19 protein-coding genes, 1 riboswitch and 1 other annotated feature are annotated in these 16833 nt (G+C 36.9%); of the genes, 8 read left to right on the top strand and 11 right to left on the bottom strand.

Features of this window, described 5'->3' with window-relative positions; all coding sequences use genetic code 11:
- Positions 1–55: 55 nt before the first annotated feature.
- Positions 56–1054: an alpha/beta fold hydrolase gene (locus tag CO726_RS01520; RefSeq protein ID WP_099683096.1), complete on the top strand. Its 999-nt coding sequence runs from the start codon at positions 56–58 to the stop codon at positions 1052–1054.
- A gap of 131 nt (positions 1055–1185) precedes the next feature.
- Positions 1186–2505: a Na+/H+ antiporter family protein gene (locus CO726_RS01515; RefSeq protein WP_099683095.1), complete on the top strand. Its 1320-nt coding sequence runs from the start codon at positions 1186–1188 to the stop codon at positions 2503–2505.
- 23 nt (positions 2506–2528) lie between these two features.
- Here CO726_RS01515 and CO726_RS01510 read toward each other — a convergent pair whose 3' ends face one another.
- Together CO726_RS01510 and CO726_RS01505 are read right to left on the bottom strand one after the other, a co-directional pair.
- Positions 2529–3392 carry a LacI family DNA-binding transcriptional regulator gene (locus CO726_RS01510; RefSeq protein ID WP_099683094.1) on the bottom strand — a complete coding sequence of 288 codons (864 nt, stop codon included), beginning with the start codon at positions 3390–3392 and terminating at the stop codon, positions 2529–2531.
- A gap of 99 nt (positions 3393–3491) precedes the next feature.
- The gene (locus tag CO726_RS01505) at positions 3492–3974 is read right to left on the bottom strand and encodes a GNAT family N-acetyltransferase (RefSeq protein WP_099683093.1); all 483 of its coding nucleotides are present in this window, start codon (positions 3972–3974) and stop codon (positions 3492–3494) included.
- 81 nt (positions 3975–4055) lie between these two features.
- Here CO726_RS01505 and CO726_RS01500 point away from each other — a divergent pair, with 81 nt between their 5' ends.
- Positions 4056–4979, top strand: a complete 924-nt coding sequence (locus CO726_RS01500; protein ID WP_001995507.1) for an alpha/beta hydrolase — start codon at positions 4056–4058, stop codon at positions 4977–4979.
- Positions 4980–4989: 10 nt separating this feature from the next.
- Here CO726_RS01500 and CO726_RS01495 read toward each other — a convergent pair whose 3' ends face one another.
- Positions 4990–5235 carry a DUF2552 family protein gene (locus tag CO726_RS01495; protein ID WP_000360810.1) on the bottom strand — a complete coding sequence of 82 codons (246 nt, stop codon included), beginning with the start codon at positions 5233–5235 and terminating at the stop codon, positions 4990–4992.
- Between the two features lie 139 nt (positions 5236–5374).
- Between CO726_RS01495 and CO726_RS31390 the strand changes: the two genes are divergently transcribed.
- From CO726_RS31390 to ribH, 5 genes are all read left to right on the top strand, one after another.
- Positions 5375–5581, top strand: a complete 207-nt coding sequence (locus tag CO726_RS31390; protein WP_001151582.1) for a CDGSH iron-sulfur domain-containing protein — start codon at positions 5375–5377, stop codon at positions 5579–5581.
- Between the two features lie 190 nt (positions 5582–5771).
- Positions 5772–5915: riboswitch (FMN riboswitch) on the top strand.
- A 310-nt stretch (positions 5916–6225) separates the two neighbouring features.
- Entirely contained in the window at positions 6226–7338 is a 1113-nt protein-coding gene (ribD, locus tag CO726_RS01485) for a bifunctional diaminohydroxyphosphoribosylaminopyrimidine deaminase/5-amino-6-(5-phosphoribosylamino)uracil reductase RibD (protein ID WP_099683091.1), read from the top strand.
- The gene (gene ribE / locus CO726_RS01480) at positions 7320–7964 is read left to right on the top strand and encodes a riboflavin synthase subunit alpha (protein ID WP_099683090.1); all 645 of its coding nucleotides are present in this window, start codon (positions 7320–7322) and stop codon (positions 7962–7964) included. The genes ribD and ribE overlap by 19 nt, the downstream gene beginning before the upstream one ends.
- Before the next feature lie 12 nt (positions 7965–7976).
- Complete coding sequence (ribBA, locus tag CO726_RS01475) at positions 7977–9170, top strand: bifunctional 3,4-dihydroxy-2-butanone 4-phosphate synthase/GTP cyclohydrolase II (RefSeq protein ID WP_099683089.1); 1194 nt, start codon at positions 7977–7979, stop codon at positions 9168–9170.
- An 18-nt stretch (positions 9171–9188) separates the two neighbouring features.
- Entirely contained in the window at positions 9189–9650 is a 462-nt protein-coding gene (gene ribH, locus CO726_RS01470; protein ID WP_000230900.1) for a 6,7-dimethyl-8-ribityllumazine synthase, read from the top strand.
- 24 nt (positions 9651–9674) lie between these two features.
- On the opposite strand, the gene CO726_RS01465 is transcribed toward ribH, so the two are convergent.
- From CO726_RS01465 to CO726_RS01430, 8 genes are all read right to left on the bottom strand, one after another.
- On the bottom strand, positions 9675–9995 hold the full coding sequence (locus tag CO726_RS01465; RefSeq protein WP_000549778.1) for a hypothetical protein: 321 nt from the start codon (positions 9993–9995) through the stop codon (positions 9675–9677).
- Positions 9996–10175: 180 nt separating this feature from the next.
- On the bottom strand, positions 10176–11174 hold the full coding sequence (bioB, locus tag CO726_RS01460; protein WP_099683088.1) for a biotin synthase: 999 nt from the start codon (positions 11172–11174) through the stop codon (positions 10176–10178).
- A gap of 1 nt (position 11175) precedes the next feature.
- A complete protein-coding gene (gene bioC / locus CO726_RS01455; RefSeq protein WP_099683087.1) occupies positions 11176–11985 on the bottom strand; it encodes a malonyl-ACP O-methyltransferase BioC in 810 nt (269 codons plus the stop codon).
- A complete protein-coding gene (locus CO726_RS01450) occupies positions 11951–12691 on the bottom strand; it encodes an alpha/beta fold hydrolase (RefSeq protein WP_099683086.1) in 741 nt (246 codons plus the stop codon). Before CO726_RS01450 ends, bioC begins: the two co-directional genes overlap by 35 nt.
- Positions 12688–13875 carry an 8-amino-7-oxononanoate synthase gene (gene bioF, locus CO726_RS01445; protein WP_099683085.1) on the bottom strand — a complete coding sequence of 396 codons (1188 nt, stop codon included), beginning with the start codon at positions 13873–13875 and terminating at the stop codon, positions 12688–12690. Before bioF ends, CO726_RS01450 begins: the two co-directional genes overlap by 4 nt.
- Before the next feature lies 1 nt (position 13876).
- Positions 13877–14569 (bottom strand): ATP-dependent dethiobiotin synthetase BioD, encoded by a 693-nt coding sequence (bioD, locus tag CO726_RS01440; RefSeq protein ID WP_099683084.1) that lies wholly within the window; start codon positions 14567–14569, stop codon positions 13877–13879.
- Positions 14569–15957 carry an adenosylmethionine--8-amino-7-oxononanoate transaminase gene (bioA, locus tag CO726_RS01435; protein ID WP_099683083.1) on the bottom strand — a complete coding sequence of 463 codons (1389 nt, stop codon included), beginning with the start codon at positions 15955–15957 and terminating at the stop codon, positions 14569–14571. Before bioA ends, bioD begins: the two co-directional genes overlap by 1 nt.
- A gap of 122 nt (positions 15958–16079) precedes the next feature.
- On the bottom strand, positions 16080–16436 hold the full coding sequence (locus tag CO726_RS01430) for a hypothetical protein (RefSeq protein WP_136699316.1): 357 nt from the start codon (positions 16434–16436) through the stop codon (positions 16080–16082).
- 140 nt (positions 16437–16576) lie between these two features.
- Positions 16577–16797: a binding site (T-box leader), on the top strand.
- Positions 16798–16833: the final 36 nt, after the last annotated feature.

Below are 16833 nucleotides of genomic sequence, written 5' to 3'. Positions count from 1 at the left end.
TGCAAAACAAATAGCCTGTGCGATTCATATGATTTCAGGAAAGGAGGTTTTCAATATGCTTTTTCGTAGCTATACCCCGCAGTTCTATAATGAAAATAAACAACTCATTCCTAATAGTATCGCTACGATGGAAAGCGTTATGATTAATAATCGAAAACAAACTCTCCTGATGCGCGGGCAAAACTTAGAGCAACCTATTTTATTATGCTGTCATGGCGGACCGGGCATGGCACAAATCGGATTTATTCGTCATTTTCAAAAAGAATTGGAAAAACACTTTATCGTTATTAATTGGGATCAACGCGGGGCAGGTAAATCCTTTTCACTGAAAGATTTCGGGGCAAATTTTACAATTGAACAATTCGTTTCCGATGCACAAGAGGTTATTCAATATGTACTTAAAAAGTTCAATAAACAGAAACTATTTCTCGCTGGTCATTCTTGGGGAAGCATTATTGGGCTTAACATAGCACATCAATATCCACAATATATCGAAGCTTACATTGGTATTGGGCAGATTGTACATATGAAACAAAACGAAGAATTGCTATATCAGCATTTAATTCTTTCTGCCAAAAAGCATGATCATAAAAAAGCGTTAGCTTCCCTGTTAAAATTAGGTAAACCACCATTTTTAGATACGAGACGTCTCATTATTCAAAGAAAGTGGCTTGGCACATTCGGAGGAGCAATCCAAAATGGATCTTCCTTTTCTTTCATACGAAAAGGCTTCTTTTCTCCTGAATATACGCTATTAGATTGGTTCAAGTTTCTCGCAGGAAATTTAAAATCTGGCGTTTTATGGGAAGAAATGCTGACAATCGATTTCTTTTCATCTATCTCAAGTTTATCTATTCCGGTTTATTTTTGTTCTGGTCGCTATGATTATCAAACTCCTTATGCACTCGTTCAGCAATATTTTGATGTTTTGGAAGCACCCGTAAAAAAGATGATTTGGTTTCCAAATTCAGCACATTCTCCTGATTTAGAAGAACCCGAATTATTCGCAAATTCTTTACAATCAATTAAACAAGAGCTAGCTTGTCAACATTAGTAACAAAAGGCTCTTTTACATTTCATAGAAAACAATTTATAATAATATGTCGCAACTATGTATAAATATAGCAAAGTGCTTCATATTTACTTGCCTTAACACAATAAAAATTTAGGGAGATTACATTTATTATGAATGCTGTACTCGTCGCAGTAGCAGTTATGTTATTGCTTAGTTTGTTACGTGTCCAGGTCATTGTCGCCATCATTGTTGGAGCTTTAACAGGCGGAATTATCGGCGGACTCGGTATTTCAGAAACGATTAACACTTTTACAACTGGTCTTGGAAACAGCGCTCCAATTGCTTTAAGTTATGCAATGCTTGGCGGTTTCGCTATTTCCCTTTCCAAAACAGGACTTCCAGATGCCATGATTCAAACTGCATTAAAATGGATCGGCAATGAACAAGACACGAAAAAACAAGTGTATTCTAAAATACTTATTTTATTCATCATTTTAACGATGGCTTGTTTCTCACAAAATGTGATTCCTGTTCATATCGCTTTCATCCCCATCTTAATTCCAGCACTTTTAAAAGTATTAAATGAGCTGAAAGTAGATCGAAGGCTTGTTACATGTATTATTACATTCGGATTGATTACTCCTTATATGTGGATTCCAGCAGGGTTCGGAAAAATTTATCATGACGTACTGCAAACAAATGCTGCGCAAAGCGGTCTTACATTTGATGTCGCACTTATTCCAAAAGCAATGACTATTCCAGCAATCGGTATGATTATTGGATTATGTGTAGCGGTATTCATTACGTACCGAAAACCTCGTACGTATGAAACTGAACAAATTCATACTACCGAAAATGAAATCGTTCCCTATACAAAACGAAGCATTACTTTCGGGCTAGTATCTATCTTAGCTACATTGACTGTTCAATTAGCAACAGAATCAATGATTTTCGGTGCTTTGGCGGGGATTATCGTCTTATCAATAAGTGGTAGTCTACCTCTTAAAGAAGCAGATGCAATATTAACAAGCGGAATGCGCATGATGTCCTTTATCGGTTTTGTTATGATCGCTGCCGCTGGATTTGGCGCTGTTCTTCGAAAAACAGGACATGTTGAATCCCTTGTGCAAACGAGTGCACATATAATCGGAAATAATAAACCACTCGCTGCATTTCTTATGCTTGTGATTGGACTTCTTGTTACGATGGGGATTGGTTCGTCCTTTTCAACTATCCCTATCTTAACAACAATTTTTGTTCCTCTTTGCATTCAGCTTGGGTTTAGTCCAATGGCTACAATTGCAATTATCGGTACAGCCGGAGCGCTAGGCGATGCAGGATCTCCAGCATCAGATAGTACCCTTGGACCAACATCCGGCTTAAATGCTGATGGTCAACACCATCATATATGGGATACGTGTGTACCAACTTTTCTGCATTATAATATACCGTTACTTATCTTCGGCTTTATTGCCGCAATTACATTATAAAAGGTGCGTTTTATACGCACCTTTTACTTTTTTATTTTTCCTTTTAATTGTTGCAAAGCTATTTTCCCATTTTCTTCGACACAACTTTCAATTTTCATGAGTGACGGGCCTATCCATTCACTGCCTATACTCCCGTTCAGTCCAATAATTTTCAATTTATCCGGTATACGGATATTTAACTTTTTCGCTGCTCGAATTAACTCAAAAGTAACCTTATCACTTGCAGTTACAATTCCATCTATATACGGATAAGTTTGCAATAATGTAATAAACTGTTTATTCGTATACCCTTGTACACATACTTCTCGATAAGAGATTCCTTCCTCCCAAACAGCGTCTAAAAATCCTGATATGTGATTTTCCATTTCTTCACTATTTTCTCCCTCGTCGAAATAAGCAAGGAAATGACAACCTTTTTCTTTTAATAAAGAAACTGCTCTTTGTCCACTTTCATAATAATTTACATGCGATTTTTTTTCATCAATCACAACAAACGGAAGTGAAATTTCTCCTATATTTTTAAAAACGGACCTTGTCAAAATAGCACCTGCAACATTATTTTCTTTCAACATATGTATGTATCTATCTTTATTCTCTATATTACAAACAACGATTTGATATCCTTCTTTGTATGCTATTTCCTCAATACAATGCAGCAAAGTGATGTTTGATGGATCATATAAGTTATCTACAAGTAATGCAATTATCGTTGAATTTTGTTTAAACAATGGCTTTGCTGTACTATTCGGCCTATAACGTAATTCTTCAATTGCTTCCTTTACTTGTTTTACTGTGTCCTCATGAACGTATCCTTTTTCATTCATAACTCGTGAAACGGTTGCGACTGAAACACCTGCCAATTTTGCAACATCACGTATAGTTGCCACATCGTCACCCCTTAATATGGTAATAGATTACAATTTCACGGTAACCCAAATTACAATATTCGTCAAGGTTAATAACTTATATTTCCGAAAATTGTTACATCATTTCATTAAACGATACTCTAACTGAATCTCATGTAAAATTGGGATATTATCATACCCAATGTGCGGAATTTCTTTCTTTATTTTTCGTGCCTCTTCCAACGCATTCACATATAAATTCGTCATCACAAAATTACGTTTTTGATAAAAACGTAACGCATTCGTATTATCATTTGTTGTTATAAGCCAAACCTGCTTGCACTGTTCTTCTTCTGCAACTTGTAATACACAATCCACAAGTTTTGTCCCTATTCCTTTTCTTTCTTCAAAGCTATCTAACGATACAATTTCACACGTTTTTCTGATCACTTCATACGTTATAATTCCGATTATTCTGTCTTCTGAGAGGGCAATAAATCCTGGCAACTCTTCTAATTGATGCCCCTTACCACGTGAAACCATCAATGAACTCCCCCAGTTCTCACACATGAACATTCGGATTGTTTCTTTCATCGCTGGCGTAATTTTTTGTATATGCACCATTTCCTATTTCTCCCCTTTTCTATCATTGTGATACAATATAAGTGTATCACATGTAACGGTATTTGGAGGATGAGGTAAAGTATGAAACGTTTTTTTGCAGCATTGTTTACTATACTAGGTGCGATAACTGCCCTTGGGATTTTCTTTACAAATAAAGTGATGTACTTAAAGAAAAAAACAGAGGAAGAAGTACTCGAAAGAGAAACGAAAAAACATTTTCGTATAGAGGATTTTGATGCTCTTCATAAAGAAGAAATTCATATTCCTTCGCAATTCGGATATGATCTTCACGGATATTACATTCCAGCTGGTCATTCCAATAAGTTTATGATTTTTTGTCACGGCGTAACTGTAAATAAAATGAACTCTGTAAAATATGCAAGGTTATTTTTAAACAGAGGATATAATGTCGTTATTTACGATCATCGTCGTCATGGTAAAACTGGCGGAAAAACAACAAGCTATGGATACTATGAAAAACATGATTTAAAATCTGTAGTTGACTGGTTAAAAAATCGTTTTGGAACAAATATAACACTCGGTATTCATGGTGAATCTATGGGAGCTGCAACACTTCTTCAGTACGCCGGACTTGTAGAAGATGGTGCTGATTTCTATATTGCAGATTGTCCTTTTTCTGATTTCTACGGACAATTACAACACCGTTTAAAGGTTGAATTCCATTTACCTAAATGGCCTTTATTACCTTTAGCAAATGCTTTCTTAAAAGTGCGTGACGGTTATACGATTCGTGAAGTTTCACCAATCGATTGTATAAAAAACATTAACAATCCCGTCCTCTTTATTCATAGTAAAGATGATGATTATATTTTAGCTGATATGACGAAAGCACTCTATGAAGCGAAGGAAAACAATAAACAACTTTATATTGCAGAACACGGCGCACACGCTTGCTCTTATAACGAAAATAAAGAAGAGTATGAAGCAGCCGTTGATCAATTTTTAAACTCATATGTAAAAGAAACAAAAAACAGGCTTGCATAAGCCTGTTTTTTTATTGCGCTAAAACATCTGTAACTTGTTCCATATTTTCAGAAATCCATTGCATTGCATCATCTAACGTTGGAAATTCTGTCGTTTGAAATGTTACCTCATCTTGCAGTAACCAAACATCCTTCGATTCTTGTCCCACACCAGCAATGGACCAGTGTAACAAACTATATGGATGATTATCATTCAAAAATGATGCCCACGTGCGCTCATTTGCAATATTTCGTAATGTACGTAATTGTTTATCCATCTTTCGTCACCTTACTCTAGTCAGTTATAAAAAACATTATAACACTCTCTTCTCTCCCAAAGAAAGTGCTCTTTTTATATTGTCAAGTACTTCTCTTGATTATATGATGAAAGTAAGCGTTTGGGAAGGAGGGATAGCGTTGGCTAAAGTACAAATTAAAGTAAATGATAATGGCTCTTTTCGCGTTACAGGGGACGTGGAATTAGTTGATTCTCAAGGGAATGTATTCCCGGCAAAACCGGCATTTTCTTTATGTCGTTGTGGTTTATCAAAAAATATGCCTTATTGCGATGCTTCGCATAAAGGTAAATTCGAATCTGTTGTTAGAGCACCAGAGGCAGAATAATTTTACATGTGACATGCACATTTTTTTGTGCATGTTTTTTCTTTTTAGCAACTCCGTTATATCACTTCTCCTTACAACATTTCTAATACTTTTGTCTCCATTCCAGCCTACATATATTTTCACACAATTCTTCACATTCGAATATTTTTTTCTAGCCTTTTATTTTTTTTGTGCTATAATTTGAGCAAACAACATCCTTCGGGGTCGGGTGAAATTCCCAACCGGCGGTGATGAAGTGCAATCTTCTAAGTCCGTGACCCGTTTTCAACTCGAAAACGGTGGATCTAGTGAAACTCTAGGGCCGACAGTATAGTCTGGATGGGAGAAGGATATGTTTTCTAGTAATTTTATATAGCGAATACACTTTTATTTCAGTATGCATATTTTTAAAGTTTCATTTTGAATCTTTATATATGTTTTATTTTGTATACTTATGTTTCTATACTGGAATAAAAAGATACGACTAGCGTTTGAAAAATTCGATATTTTGCTAGGCTTTTTCCTTATGCAAAAATATCAATCATCGTTAGGTTTCTTTCCTATACTTTCGTATTCGAACTATATTTCTAGAAATCACGTCTCCCAAACCCCAAGGATATAAAATCCTTGGGGTTTTTTGATTTTTTTCAGGAGAGGTGAAGAGAATGACAGATCAAGAATATATGAGGATTGCCCTGCGGCTAGCAGAAGGAACATCCGGACAAACAAGTCCAAATCCTATGGTTGGTGCTGTTGTTGTAAAAGGTGGAAACATCGTCGGTATGGGAGCTCACTTACGTGCTGGTGAAGAACACGCAGAAGTTCATGCTCTTCATATGGCTGGTGAAAAAGCAAAAGGAGCTACCGTGTATGTAACACTTGAACCATGTAGCCATTTTGGAAAAACACCACCTTGTTGTGAATTGCTCATCGAAAAAGGAGTTAAGCGTGTTGTAATTGCTACTCTCGATTGCAATCCGCTCGTTTCTGGTAATGGAAAAAGAAAATTAGAGGAAGCTGGAATTGAAGTAACTACCGGTGTTCTTGAAGCAGAAGCAATTTTATTAAATCGCTACTTTTTTCACTACATGAAAACGAAACGTCCATTTGTAACAATAAAGACCGCGATGAGCTTAGATGGAAAAACAGCAACCGTAACTGGTGAAAGTAAGTGGATTACAGGTAAAAATGCACGAGCTGACGTTCATCAATATCGCCATACGCATGATGCGATTCTTGTTGGAGTAAATACAGTTATAGCTGACAACCCACATTTGACAACAAGAATTCCTAACGGGGGGCAAAATCCTATACGCGTTATTTTAGATACCCATTTACGAACGCCACCATCTTCTCATGTCATAACAGATGGTTTAGCACCGACATGGATTATAGTTAGTAAGGATGTAAATCCAGAGAAAATAGCTTTTTATGAATCTAAAAATATAACTATATTCCAAATGAAAACGAAGCAGATTGAAATACAGAATGTTTTACACCTACTCGGCGAAAAACAAATTCTTTCTCTTTTCGTTGAAGGGGGGCAAACAGTTCATGCAAGCTTCTTACAAACAAAGTATTTCAATGAAATTGTAACTTATATAAGCCCCAAATTAATTGGTGGAAGTAATGCCCCTACTTTATTTGGCGGAAATGGTTTTTCAACATTACAAGATGCACTTTCCTTGGAAATTCAAGAGATGAAACAAATTGGCGATGATATAAAAATCGTTGCGAATGCCCGAAACGAGGTGACGGAATGTTTACAGGAATTGTAGAAGAATTAGGAACGATTGCAAACATGCAACAAAGCGGCGAAGCGATGAAGTTAACGATTCATGCCAATAAAATTTTATCAGATGTTCACTTAGGTGATAGCATCGCGGTTAACGGTATTTGCTTAACTGTAACGAGTTTCACAACAACTTCATTCACAGTGGATGCAATGCCCGAAACAATGCAATCAACATCACTCCGCGTGCTTAAACCGCACTGTAAAGTAAATTTAGAGCGTGCAATGGCTGCAAACGGACGATTCGGTGGACATTTCGTTTCAGGACATATTGATGGAATCGGAACGATATTAAACAAAAAACAGCACTATAATGCCGTCTATTACAAAATAGCTATCGCTGATGAATTGCTACGCTATTGTTTGCATAAAGGGTCCGTTGCTGTTGATGGAACGAGTTTAACAATATTTGATATAGACGAATCTTCCATTACAATCTCACTCATCCCGCACACAGTAAGTGAATCTGTTATCGGAGAAAAGAATGCCGGTGACATCGTAAACATTGAGTGTGACATGATTGGTAAATATATCGAACGCTTTATTTCTAAACCTGTAAAACGCACAGGTTCAATGACCGAAAGCTTTTTACAAGAAAACGGATTTCTATAAGGGGGAAGCATGATGTTTCATCGTATTGAAGAAGCTCTAGAAGATTTAAAACAAGGAAAAGTCGTTATCGTATGTGACGATGAAAACCGTGAAAACGAAGGCGATTTTATCGCTTTAGCAGAGTATATTACGCCAGAAACAATTAACTTTATGATTACACATGGGCGTGGTCTCGTTTGTGTACCGATTACCGAAGGATACGCAGAACGTCTACAATTAGAACCAATGGTATCTCATAATACAGATTCGCATCATACCGCATTTACAGTGAGCATTGATCATGTTTCTACAACAACAGGGATTAGCGCTCACGAACGTGCAACTACGATACAAGAATTGTTAAACCCTGCATCAAAAGGTACTGATTTCAATCGTCCTGGACATATCTTTCCATTAATTGCGAAAGAAGGCGGTGTCCTGCGTCGTGCTGGTCATACAGAAGCTGCTGTCGATTTAGCACAGCTCTGCGGGGCAGAACCAGCTGGCGTCATTTGCGAAATTATTAATGAGGACGGTACGATGGCACGTGTACCTGATTTAATACAGTGCGCAAAACAATTTGATATAAAAATGATTACAATAGAAGATTTAATTGCTTATCGCCGCCATCATGAAACACTTGTGACGAGAGAAGTGGAAATTACATTACCTACAGATTTCGGTACTTTTCAAGCAATTGGCTATTCTAACACATTAGATACGAAAGAACATATTGCACTCATAAAAGGTGATATTTCAACAGGTGAGCCTGTACTTGTACGCGTTCATTCAGAGTGCTTAACAGGAGATGTATTTGGCTCGTGCCGCTGTGATTGCGGACCACAACTCCATGCTGCACTTGCTCAAATTGAGCGTGAAGGAAAAGGCGTTCTTCTTTATATGAGACAAGAAGGACGAGGCATTGGCCTTCTTAATAAACTTCGCGCTTATAAGTTACAAGAAGAAGGCTTCGATACTGTAGAAGCAAATGAAAAGCTTGGCTTCCCTGCTGATCTTCGTGATTACGGTATCGGTGCTCAAATATTAAAAGATTTAGGTTTACAACATTTACGATTATTAACGAATAACCCGCGAAAAATTGCTGGCTTACAAGGTTACGCTTTAGAAGTAATCGAGCGTGTACCGTTGCAAATGCCAGCAAAAGAAGAGAATAAAACGTATTTACAAACGAAAGTAAACAAATTAGGACATTTATTAAACTTATAATTAAGGGAGAGATTTATTATGGTATTCGAAGGTCATTTAGTTGGTACAGGATTAAAAGTTGGGGTTGTTGTTGGACGTTTTAATGAATTTATTACAAGTAAATTACTTGGCGGCGCTTTAGACGGATTAAAGCGTCACGGTGTAGAAGAAACTGATATCGATGTTGCTTGGGTTCCTGGCGCATTTGAAATTCCTTTAATCGCTAAAAAGATGGCTAATAGCGGGAAGTATGATGCTGTTATTACGTTAGGTACTGTAATTCGCGGTGCTACAACACATTACGATTACGTTTGTAATGAAGTAGCAAAAGGTGTTGCATCTTTATCACTACAAACAGACATCCCAGTTATTTTCGGTGTATTGACGACAGAAACGATCGAGCAAGCGATTGAACGCGCGGGCACGAAAGCTGGTAATAAAGGCTATGAATCCGCCGTTGCTGCGATTGAAATGGCTCACTTATCAAAACAATGGGCATAAAAAAAGAGGCTGCAGCCTCTTTTTTTATTTCTTCACTTTTTTCCGTACATCTTTTATTAATTCATCCATTGTTTTTCCTTCTGTTTGTATACGAAGCGTCTGTGCTGTTCTCCATACATTCTCTCTTTTCTTCGCTTCTTCTATAATAGTAATTTCTTTTCGTACTTCCTTTAAATCTTTCCCTTCTGTTTTCAATCCAAAATGTTCAGCTTTCGTTCGAAAATGTTGTTCAATTCGTTGTTGCATCTCTTTTTGTTCAGGATTTTCGGCGGCCTTAACTGGATCAGCACTTATTGCTTTTAGTAAAATGAGACAAGTCATAATCGCTAATATATATTTGTGCATGTAAAATCCTCCAACCCAATATAAATTACATATTTACTATGTACAATTGGTAGTTGGAAAATTCGTCCACCAAAATTCTTTTTTTCGCTCAAAAGCCACTAGTATCAAGCGTTCACAACTATTTATTACATTTTATTTACAAAAAAAGCAAACTCTTTTACAAGTTTGCTTTTTTCTATCTTAAAGTGCACATTCTTCAATCTCAAATCCTAAATCTTCAATCATACCCCAGTCTGCAGTCGGTTCTTGTCCAGCTGTCGTTAAGTAGTCTCCAACAAAAATAGAGTTTGCTGCAAATAAACCGATTGGCTGTACAGAACGTAAATTGATTTCACGCCCTCCTGAAATACGAATTTCTTTCGTTGGGTTTACAAAGCGCATCATTGCCAGCACTTTTAAACATTCTACTGGCGTTAACTCCTTTTGTCCTTCAAGCGGCGTACCCTTTACAGCAACAAGGAAATTACATGGAATTGAATCTGCATCTATACGTTGTAATTCGAATGCAATTTCAGCGCGCTCTTCTATTGTCTCTCCCATTCCAAAGATTGCCCCAGAACATGGTGAAATACCCGCTTGTTTCGCTTTTTGAACTGTATCAACACGATCATCATACGTATGAGTGGAGCAAATGCTTTCGTAATTATTCACATGTGTATTTAAGTTGTGGTTATAACGATGTACACCAGCTTCAGCTAAACGTCCTGCTTGATCTTCGTTTAAGAAACCTAAACAACAACAAATCTTCAAATCTGTCGTTTCACGAATCTCCTTAACTGCTCCAATTACGTGATTCACCTCTTTATCCGTCGGGCGACGACCAGATGCTACAATACAATATGTACCAGCTTTACGGCGTATTGCTTCGTGTGCTCCTTCTACAATCTTTTCCTGCGTTAGCCATGCATATTTATCGATTGGTGCTTCTGAAATAATCGACTGTGAACAATATCCGCAATCTTCAGGACATAAGCCAGATTTCGTATTAATAATCATATTTAATTTTACTTTCTTACCAAAGTAATGATGGCGAATAATGTAAGCAGCATTCATAATTTCTAAAACTTCTGTATCATCAGCTTCTAATATCGCTATTGCATCCTTTTTCGTAATCATTTTCTCTTCTACTACGTCATATGCAATTTTTTTCCAATCCCTTTTTGTTTGTACTTGTTTCATTTCATCTCTTCCCCTCTTTTGTTATATGCATAAATAAAGCGTGATATGTCGCCATTATCCCTTCATTTTCCGTGAAGTCTCTTTCGTATATGCGAAGCATCGTACGAAAGAGTGAGGGACTTTGACAATATGATTCTTCATTACTATTGGTCGCTCCTACTTTTCGAATAGAATGTAGAAACTCCTTAACTTCTGTAAATCTCTCTATGTAACATGTTTCAGAAACATGCACATCCCCTGTTTCTATCTCACATATATGGCGCAACTGATTTTTCGAATAAAAACGTTGCCCAATCGATGTTTCATTTTGTATATTTTTTTCTTCTTTCGCTCGCTGGAACGAAGCATGCAATTCTTGAAATGTTTCCTGTCCAAACGTTGAAAAGAGTAGTATCCCATCTATAGACAAATGATGAAATAAATTTCTTATCACTTGTTTTAAATCATTTAACCATTGAAATGTGGCATTCGAAATAATGACATCATATGTTTCCTCTAGACGTAACCTTTCGATATCCTCACAGTAAAACATTACATTTTTCACATTTTGTCTAGTTTTAGCAACTGCAATCATACTTTCAGCAAAATCAATAGCTGTAATATGCGCTTTCGGAAATAAGTTGGATAATTGCTCTGTAACATATCCTGTCCCGCATCCAAGCTCTAAAATACGTATCGATGAATTTGCACTATATCGTCGATTTAATGTAGAAAGTAATGAATGTGCCATCTTTTTTTGTACATTTGCATATTGATCGTAGGATACAGCTGCCACGTTAAACCGTTTTTGTAGTAACGTTTTGTTGATCATGTCGTATCCCCTCTACAAATTGAATTATCTCATTTGCGCAATATTCAAAATCCGTTACGCATAATGCGTGTCCAGCCTCACTTACTACCTTGAGCGTGGTAGTCTCATTCTCAGCCATACTACGTGCCGCAGACAATGGGCATATTACATCCTGTTCTCCGTGAATAAGTAGTATAGGGACGTTACTTTCTTTCAATTCTTCTCTCATATCTGTTTCTATTAAATAATCCAAACCTAATTGTAAAGACTGAATAGAATCACCTTTAAAACGTTTTATCATATCTTCAAACCTTTTATTCTCTTTCAGCTCATTTTTCGTAAACATATTTTCATAAAACCGCTTGAGCGTATCTTCTTTCTTTCTCGCCACATTCTTTTTCAGCCGTTCTACATGCAAAGCATTCCATCCACTCGTATAGTCGCTCGTATTTGTAAATTTGGCAGTACCACCAATTAGTACAATACCTTTTGCCTGAATCTTTTTATGAGCTTGAACTGCCGCTAACGCTCCTAGTGACCATCCAACTAAAATTACATTTTCATCCTTTGCTACATCTATTATTCGACCCGCAAATTCACTTTGTTCTTTCACGTTACGCCAATTGATACATTGAACAGAATATCCTTTAAAATACGGCAGAACTAAAGTCCAAACACCTTCTTCCATTCCCCACCCAGGAATAAAAATAATCTTTAGCTCTTTCATACGAAAAACCCCTCTTCTTTACCAATGCGTATAATATGGTGAATAGCCCATTTTAAATCAGCTATTGTATGTTGGGACGTAACTGCAAAACGGACCCTTGAACTATTAACTGGAACCGTTGGTGGACGAATTGCAATTGCTGCAATTCCTACCTCTTGCAACCTTTTACTAAACCGTAAAGCTGTTTCATTTGAACCGACTACAATCGGTACAATATGAGTTGAACTATTCCCAATATCAAAACCAGCTTCTCGTAAATGGTTTCTGAAATATGCTCCATTCTCTATAAGTCTCTCTCTTCTTTCATTATCTTCTTTCACAATTTCAATTGCTTTTTGTACCGCTCCTAACGTTCCTGGTGGTAAAGCAGTAGTAAAAATAAAGCTTCTCATCATATTTTGTAAATACTCTATATAAATTGCATCGCCTGTCAAATACGCACCATAACACCCTAGGGCCTTACTAAACGTCCCCATATGTATATCTATTTTTTGAGCCAGTTCTTTTTCTATATGAGATAACCCAGCTCCGCCGATTCCATATATTCCACTCGCATGTGCTTCATCAACTATAATAATTGCCCCATATTTCTCTTTAATGTGCACTAACTCTCTTAAATATGCAGTATCACCATCCATACTAAAAACAGTATCGGTTACGATTAATTTCTTCTTTTTTGGCGGTGCTACTTGCAACAGCTTCTCTAAATGATCCAAATCATTATGGTGATATCTTTTATGCTCTGCCCCGCTTAATATAATTCCATCAACGATGCTTGCGTGATTTAATTTGTCACTAAACACAATATCGTGACGACAGGCTAATGAAGAAATTACTCCAACATTTGCGGTATATCCACTATTTACAACTAAGGCTTTTTCAGTGCCTTTCCAATCGCATATACTTCTCTCAACCTCTTCATACAGTGAATAGTTCCCTACCACGAGCCTTGATGCTGTCGCCCCAGTTCCATATTTTCTTGTGCATGCAACAGCAGCTTCTTTTAACCTTTCATCTCCGGCTAACCCTAAATAATTATTTGACGCTAAATTTAGCATCCTTTTCTCATCTCGAATAAGCCATGTCTCTTCTGCTTGTTCTGTTACATGCAAATTGCGATACTGCCCTTGCTCATTTAATTGTTGTAATTTAGTTTGAAGATGTGTGCGCCACGGTTGATTCATTTCAGATGAACTCCTCTAATTTTGAAATCATTATATATTCTTTAGCAGATTCCAAGACTTCTTCTTTTGTAAACTCACCTTCAAAGAACGGTAATAAGCCTAAAACCGGTACCCCGCTCAGCTCTTCAATCATTACTTTATTTTCTTGTATCCTTTCCATTTCGCATTCTTTGCAGCCAGATAAAATGACACCTGCTACTGTTAAGCCATGTGCCTTTGCATAAGCAATCGTTAAAACTGTATGATTTACTGTTCCTAATGTAGGACGTGCTACTACAATAAGAGGAAGCTGTAATTCTTTTGCGAAATCAATTACTAAAGCGTCTTCTGTATATGGAACAGCTAGTCCACCTGCACCTTCTACAAGTAGGCTATTAAACTCTTTCAATCGTTCATTATAGTGGTGAATAATGTCTTTTAACGTTACTGTCCTTCCAGCTCTTTTCATGGCAAGCCTCGGAGCAAGCGGTTCTTCAATCGAATAAGGGCATATTTCATCTTCTTTTGTCGATACACCTGATAATACTTTTAGCCTTGCTGCATCTCCCTCTGGATTTGATGCAACATGTCCACTTTGCAACGGTTTATATACCCCTACGTTATACCCAAGTTCTCTAAATACACCTGCTAATGCACCTGCAACTACAGTTTTTCCCACTTCAGTATCCGTTGCTGTTATAAAAAAACCGCTCATTATTCTCCCTCCGTAACATCCAAGATTGCTTTATATAAAATACGTAACATATCGTCAATCTCTTCAATTGTAGAAGCAAGAGGAGGCATAAATACAATCGTGTTGCCGAGCGGGCGCAAAATCATACCCAGCTCTCTTGAGCGTTTACATACTTGAACACCGGCTCTCTCTGTCCATTCAAACGCTTCTTTCGTTTCCTTATTTTTCACAAGTTCAATTCCAACCATTAACCCACACTGACGAATATCCCCTACATGTTTAAGTGCAAAGAGCTCTTCTAATTGCGTCGCCACATATTCTGTTTTACGTGCCACTTCTTCTATTAAATTTGTTTTCTCATATAGTTCTAGATTCGCAATTGCTACCGCACACCCTAACGGATTTCCTGTATAACTATGTCCGTGGAAAAACGTTTTTTGTTCTTCATAGCCTCCTAAAAAGGCATTATAAATTTCATCTGTCGTTACGGTGATTGCAACTGGTAAATATCCGCCCGTTAAACCTTTTCCGGCTGTCAAAATATCCGGCGTTACATTTTCATGTTCACATGCAAACATTTTCCCAGTACGCCCAAACCCAGTCGCTACCTCATCTGTAATAAATAAAACATTATATTTTGTACATAAATTACGTAGCCCCCTTAAGTATCCTTTTGGCATTGTAATCATACCGCCAGCACCTTGCATTAAAGGTTCTACAATAATCGCCGCAATTTCTTCATGTTTATCTTTCAGCAGCTCTTCCATTTCTTCTAAATGTCTTTTTACAATTTCCGCCTTATCATTTCCATAAGGAGAACGATATGTATATGGATAAGGCATTTTAATTGCCTCAAATAAAAGTGAACTATACACTTGGTGAAACAAGTCTATTGCTCCTACTGAAACAGCTCCAATTGTATCACCATGATACGCTTCTTTTAATGTAACAAATCTTTGTTTCTTCGGTTTTCCTTTATGCTGCCAATATTGAAAGGCCATCTTAATTGCAATTTCAACAGCGCTAGAACCGGAGTCTGAATAGAATACTTTTTTCAAACCTTCTGGTACAACTTCAATTATTTTTTCTGCTAATAAAATAGATGGAACGTTAGCAAGCCCTAACATAGTAGAATGGGCAATTTTATTTAATTGCTCACGAATTGCCTCATCTAGTTCCGGTACTTGATGTCCATGAACATTTAACCAAATAGACGAAACACCGTCCCAATATTCATTTCCATTTACATCGTATAGCTTTCTTCCCTCTCCACGTTCAATAATGACAGGATCTTCTTCTAAATAATCCTTCATTTGTGTAAATGGGTGCCATACATAGGCTTTATTTTTTTCCGATAACTCTTCATATGTATAAGATGGTTTGTCAGTCGTACTCTTACTAAAAGTCACAATTGTCACCCCTAATGTTAACTAGTTTATAAATATAGTTAACATTAAATCTAAATGACTGTCAATTATTTTTAAATCAAGAAGTTCTTAAAAAAGAACAACTTATCATACGATAAGTTGTTCTACTTTCCATGTTGTATCTTTCCAATTTCTAAAATAATCTCTTCATCTTTTTTTCCTTCTGTATTAATGCCAAGTTGCTTTGCATGTTCAATCAATAGATCATGGCGCTTCTCAAATCTAGCGGTATTTACTTCTTTCGTAACCTCTTCTTTTGTTTTCCCTTCCGTAGAAACTCCTAGTTTCTCAGCTGCTTTTTCCATCGACTTCTTCTCTTCAGCTTCTTTCGCTTTCTTCACTTCTGACTGCTGTATTTGCTTTTGCTTCGCCTGCTCTGATTCAGCTGCAAAAGCTGTGTAAATTCCAGCACTTCCGCCAATGACTAGTAAGGTGGTAAAAAGAATTATTTTTTTCTTCACTCTTTCCTCCCCTTTCAAATTCATTATAACGCACATTTTTCAGTGTTAAAACCTATTTCCTTTATTTCCCTAAAAAAATATCACACATTTTTATTGACATTTATGATGAATATGTGATAAAAATTTAACTAACATCATATGAATCGGCGTTGATAGGATTTAGTAGTATTTCGATTTCTGATTTCAGAGAGCTGGTGGTCGGTGCGAACCAGTACAGAGCGAATTATGAATTACCCCCTGGAGCTTCTTTTACGAAACGTAAGGAGTAGTGAAAGACGGTTATAGACCGTTATGTCTAAAGAGTGGTGAAACGAAACTGTTTCACAATTTAGGGTGGTACCGCGAATTTTTCGTCCCTGCATATATTGCAGGGGCGTTTTTATTTTATTAACGCATA

The organism is Bacillus fungorum, assembly GCF_002746455.1.
In the GTDB taxonomy this organism is placed as follows: Bacteria; Bacillota; Bacilli; order Bacillales; family Bacillaceae_G; genus Bacillus_A; species Bacillus_A fungorum.
Note: the sequence above shows the minus strand (reverse complement) of the source record. Positions and strands in the feature narration are given on the sequence as shown.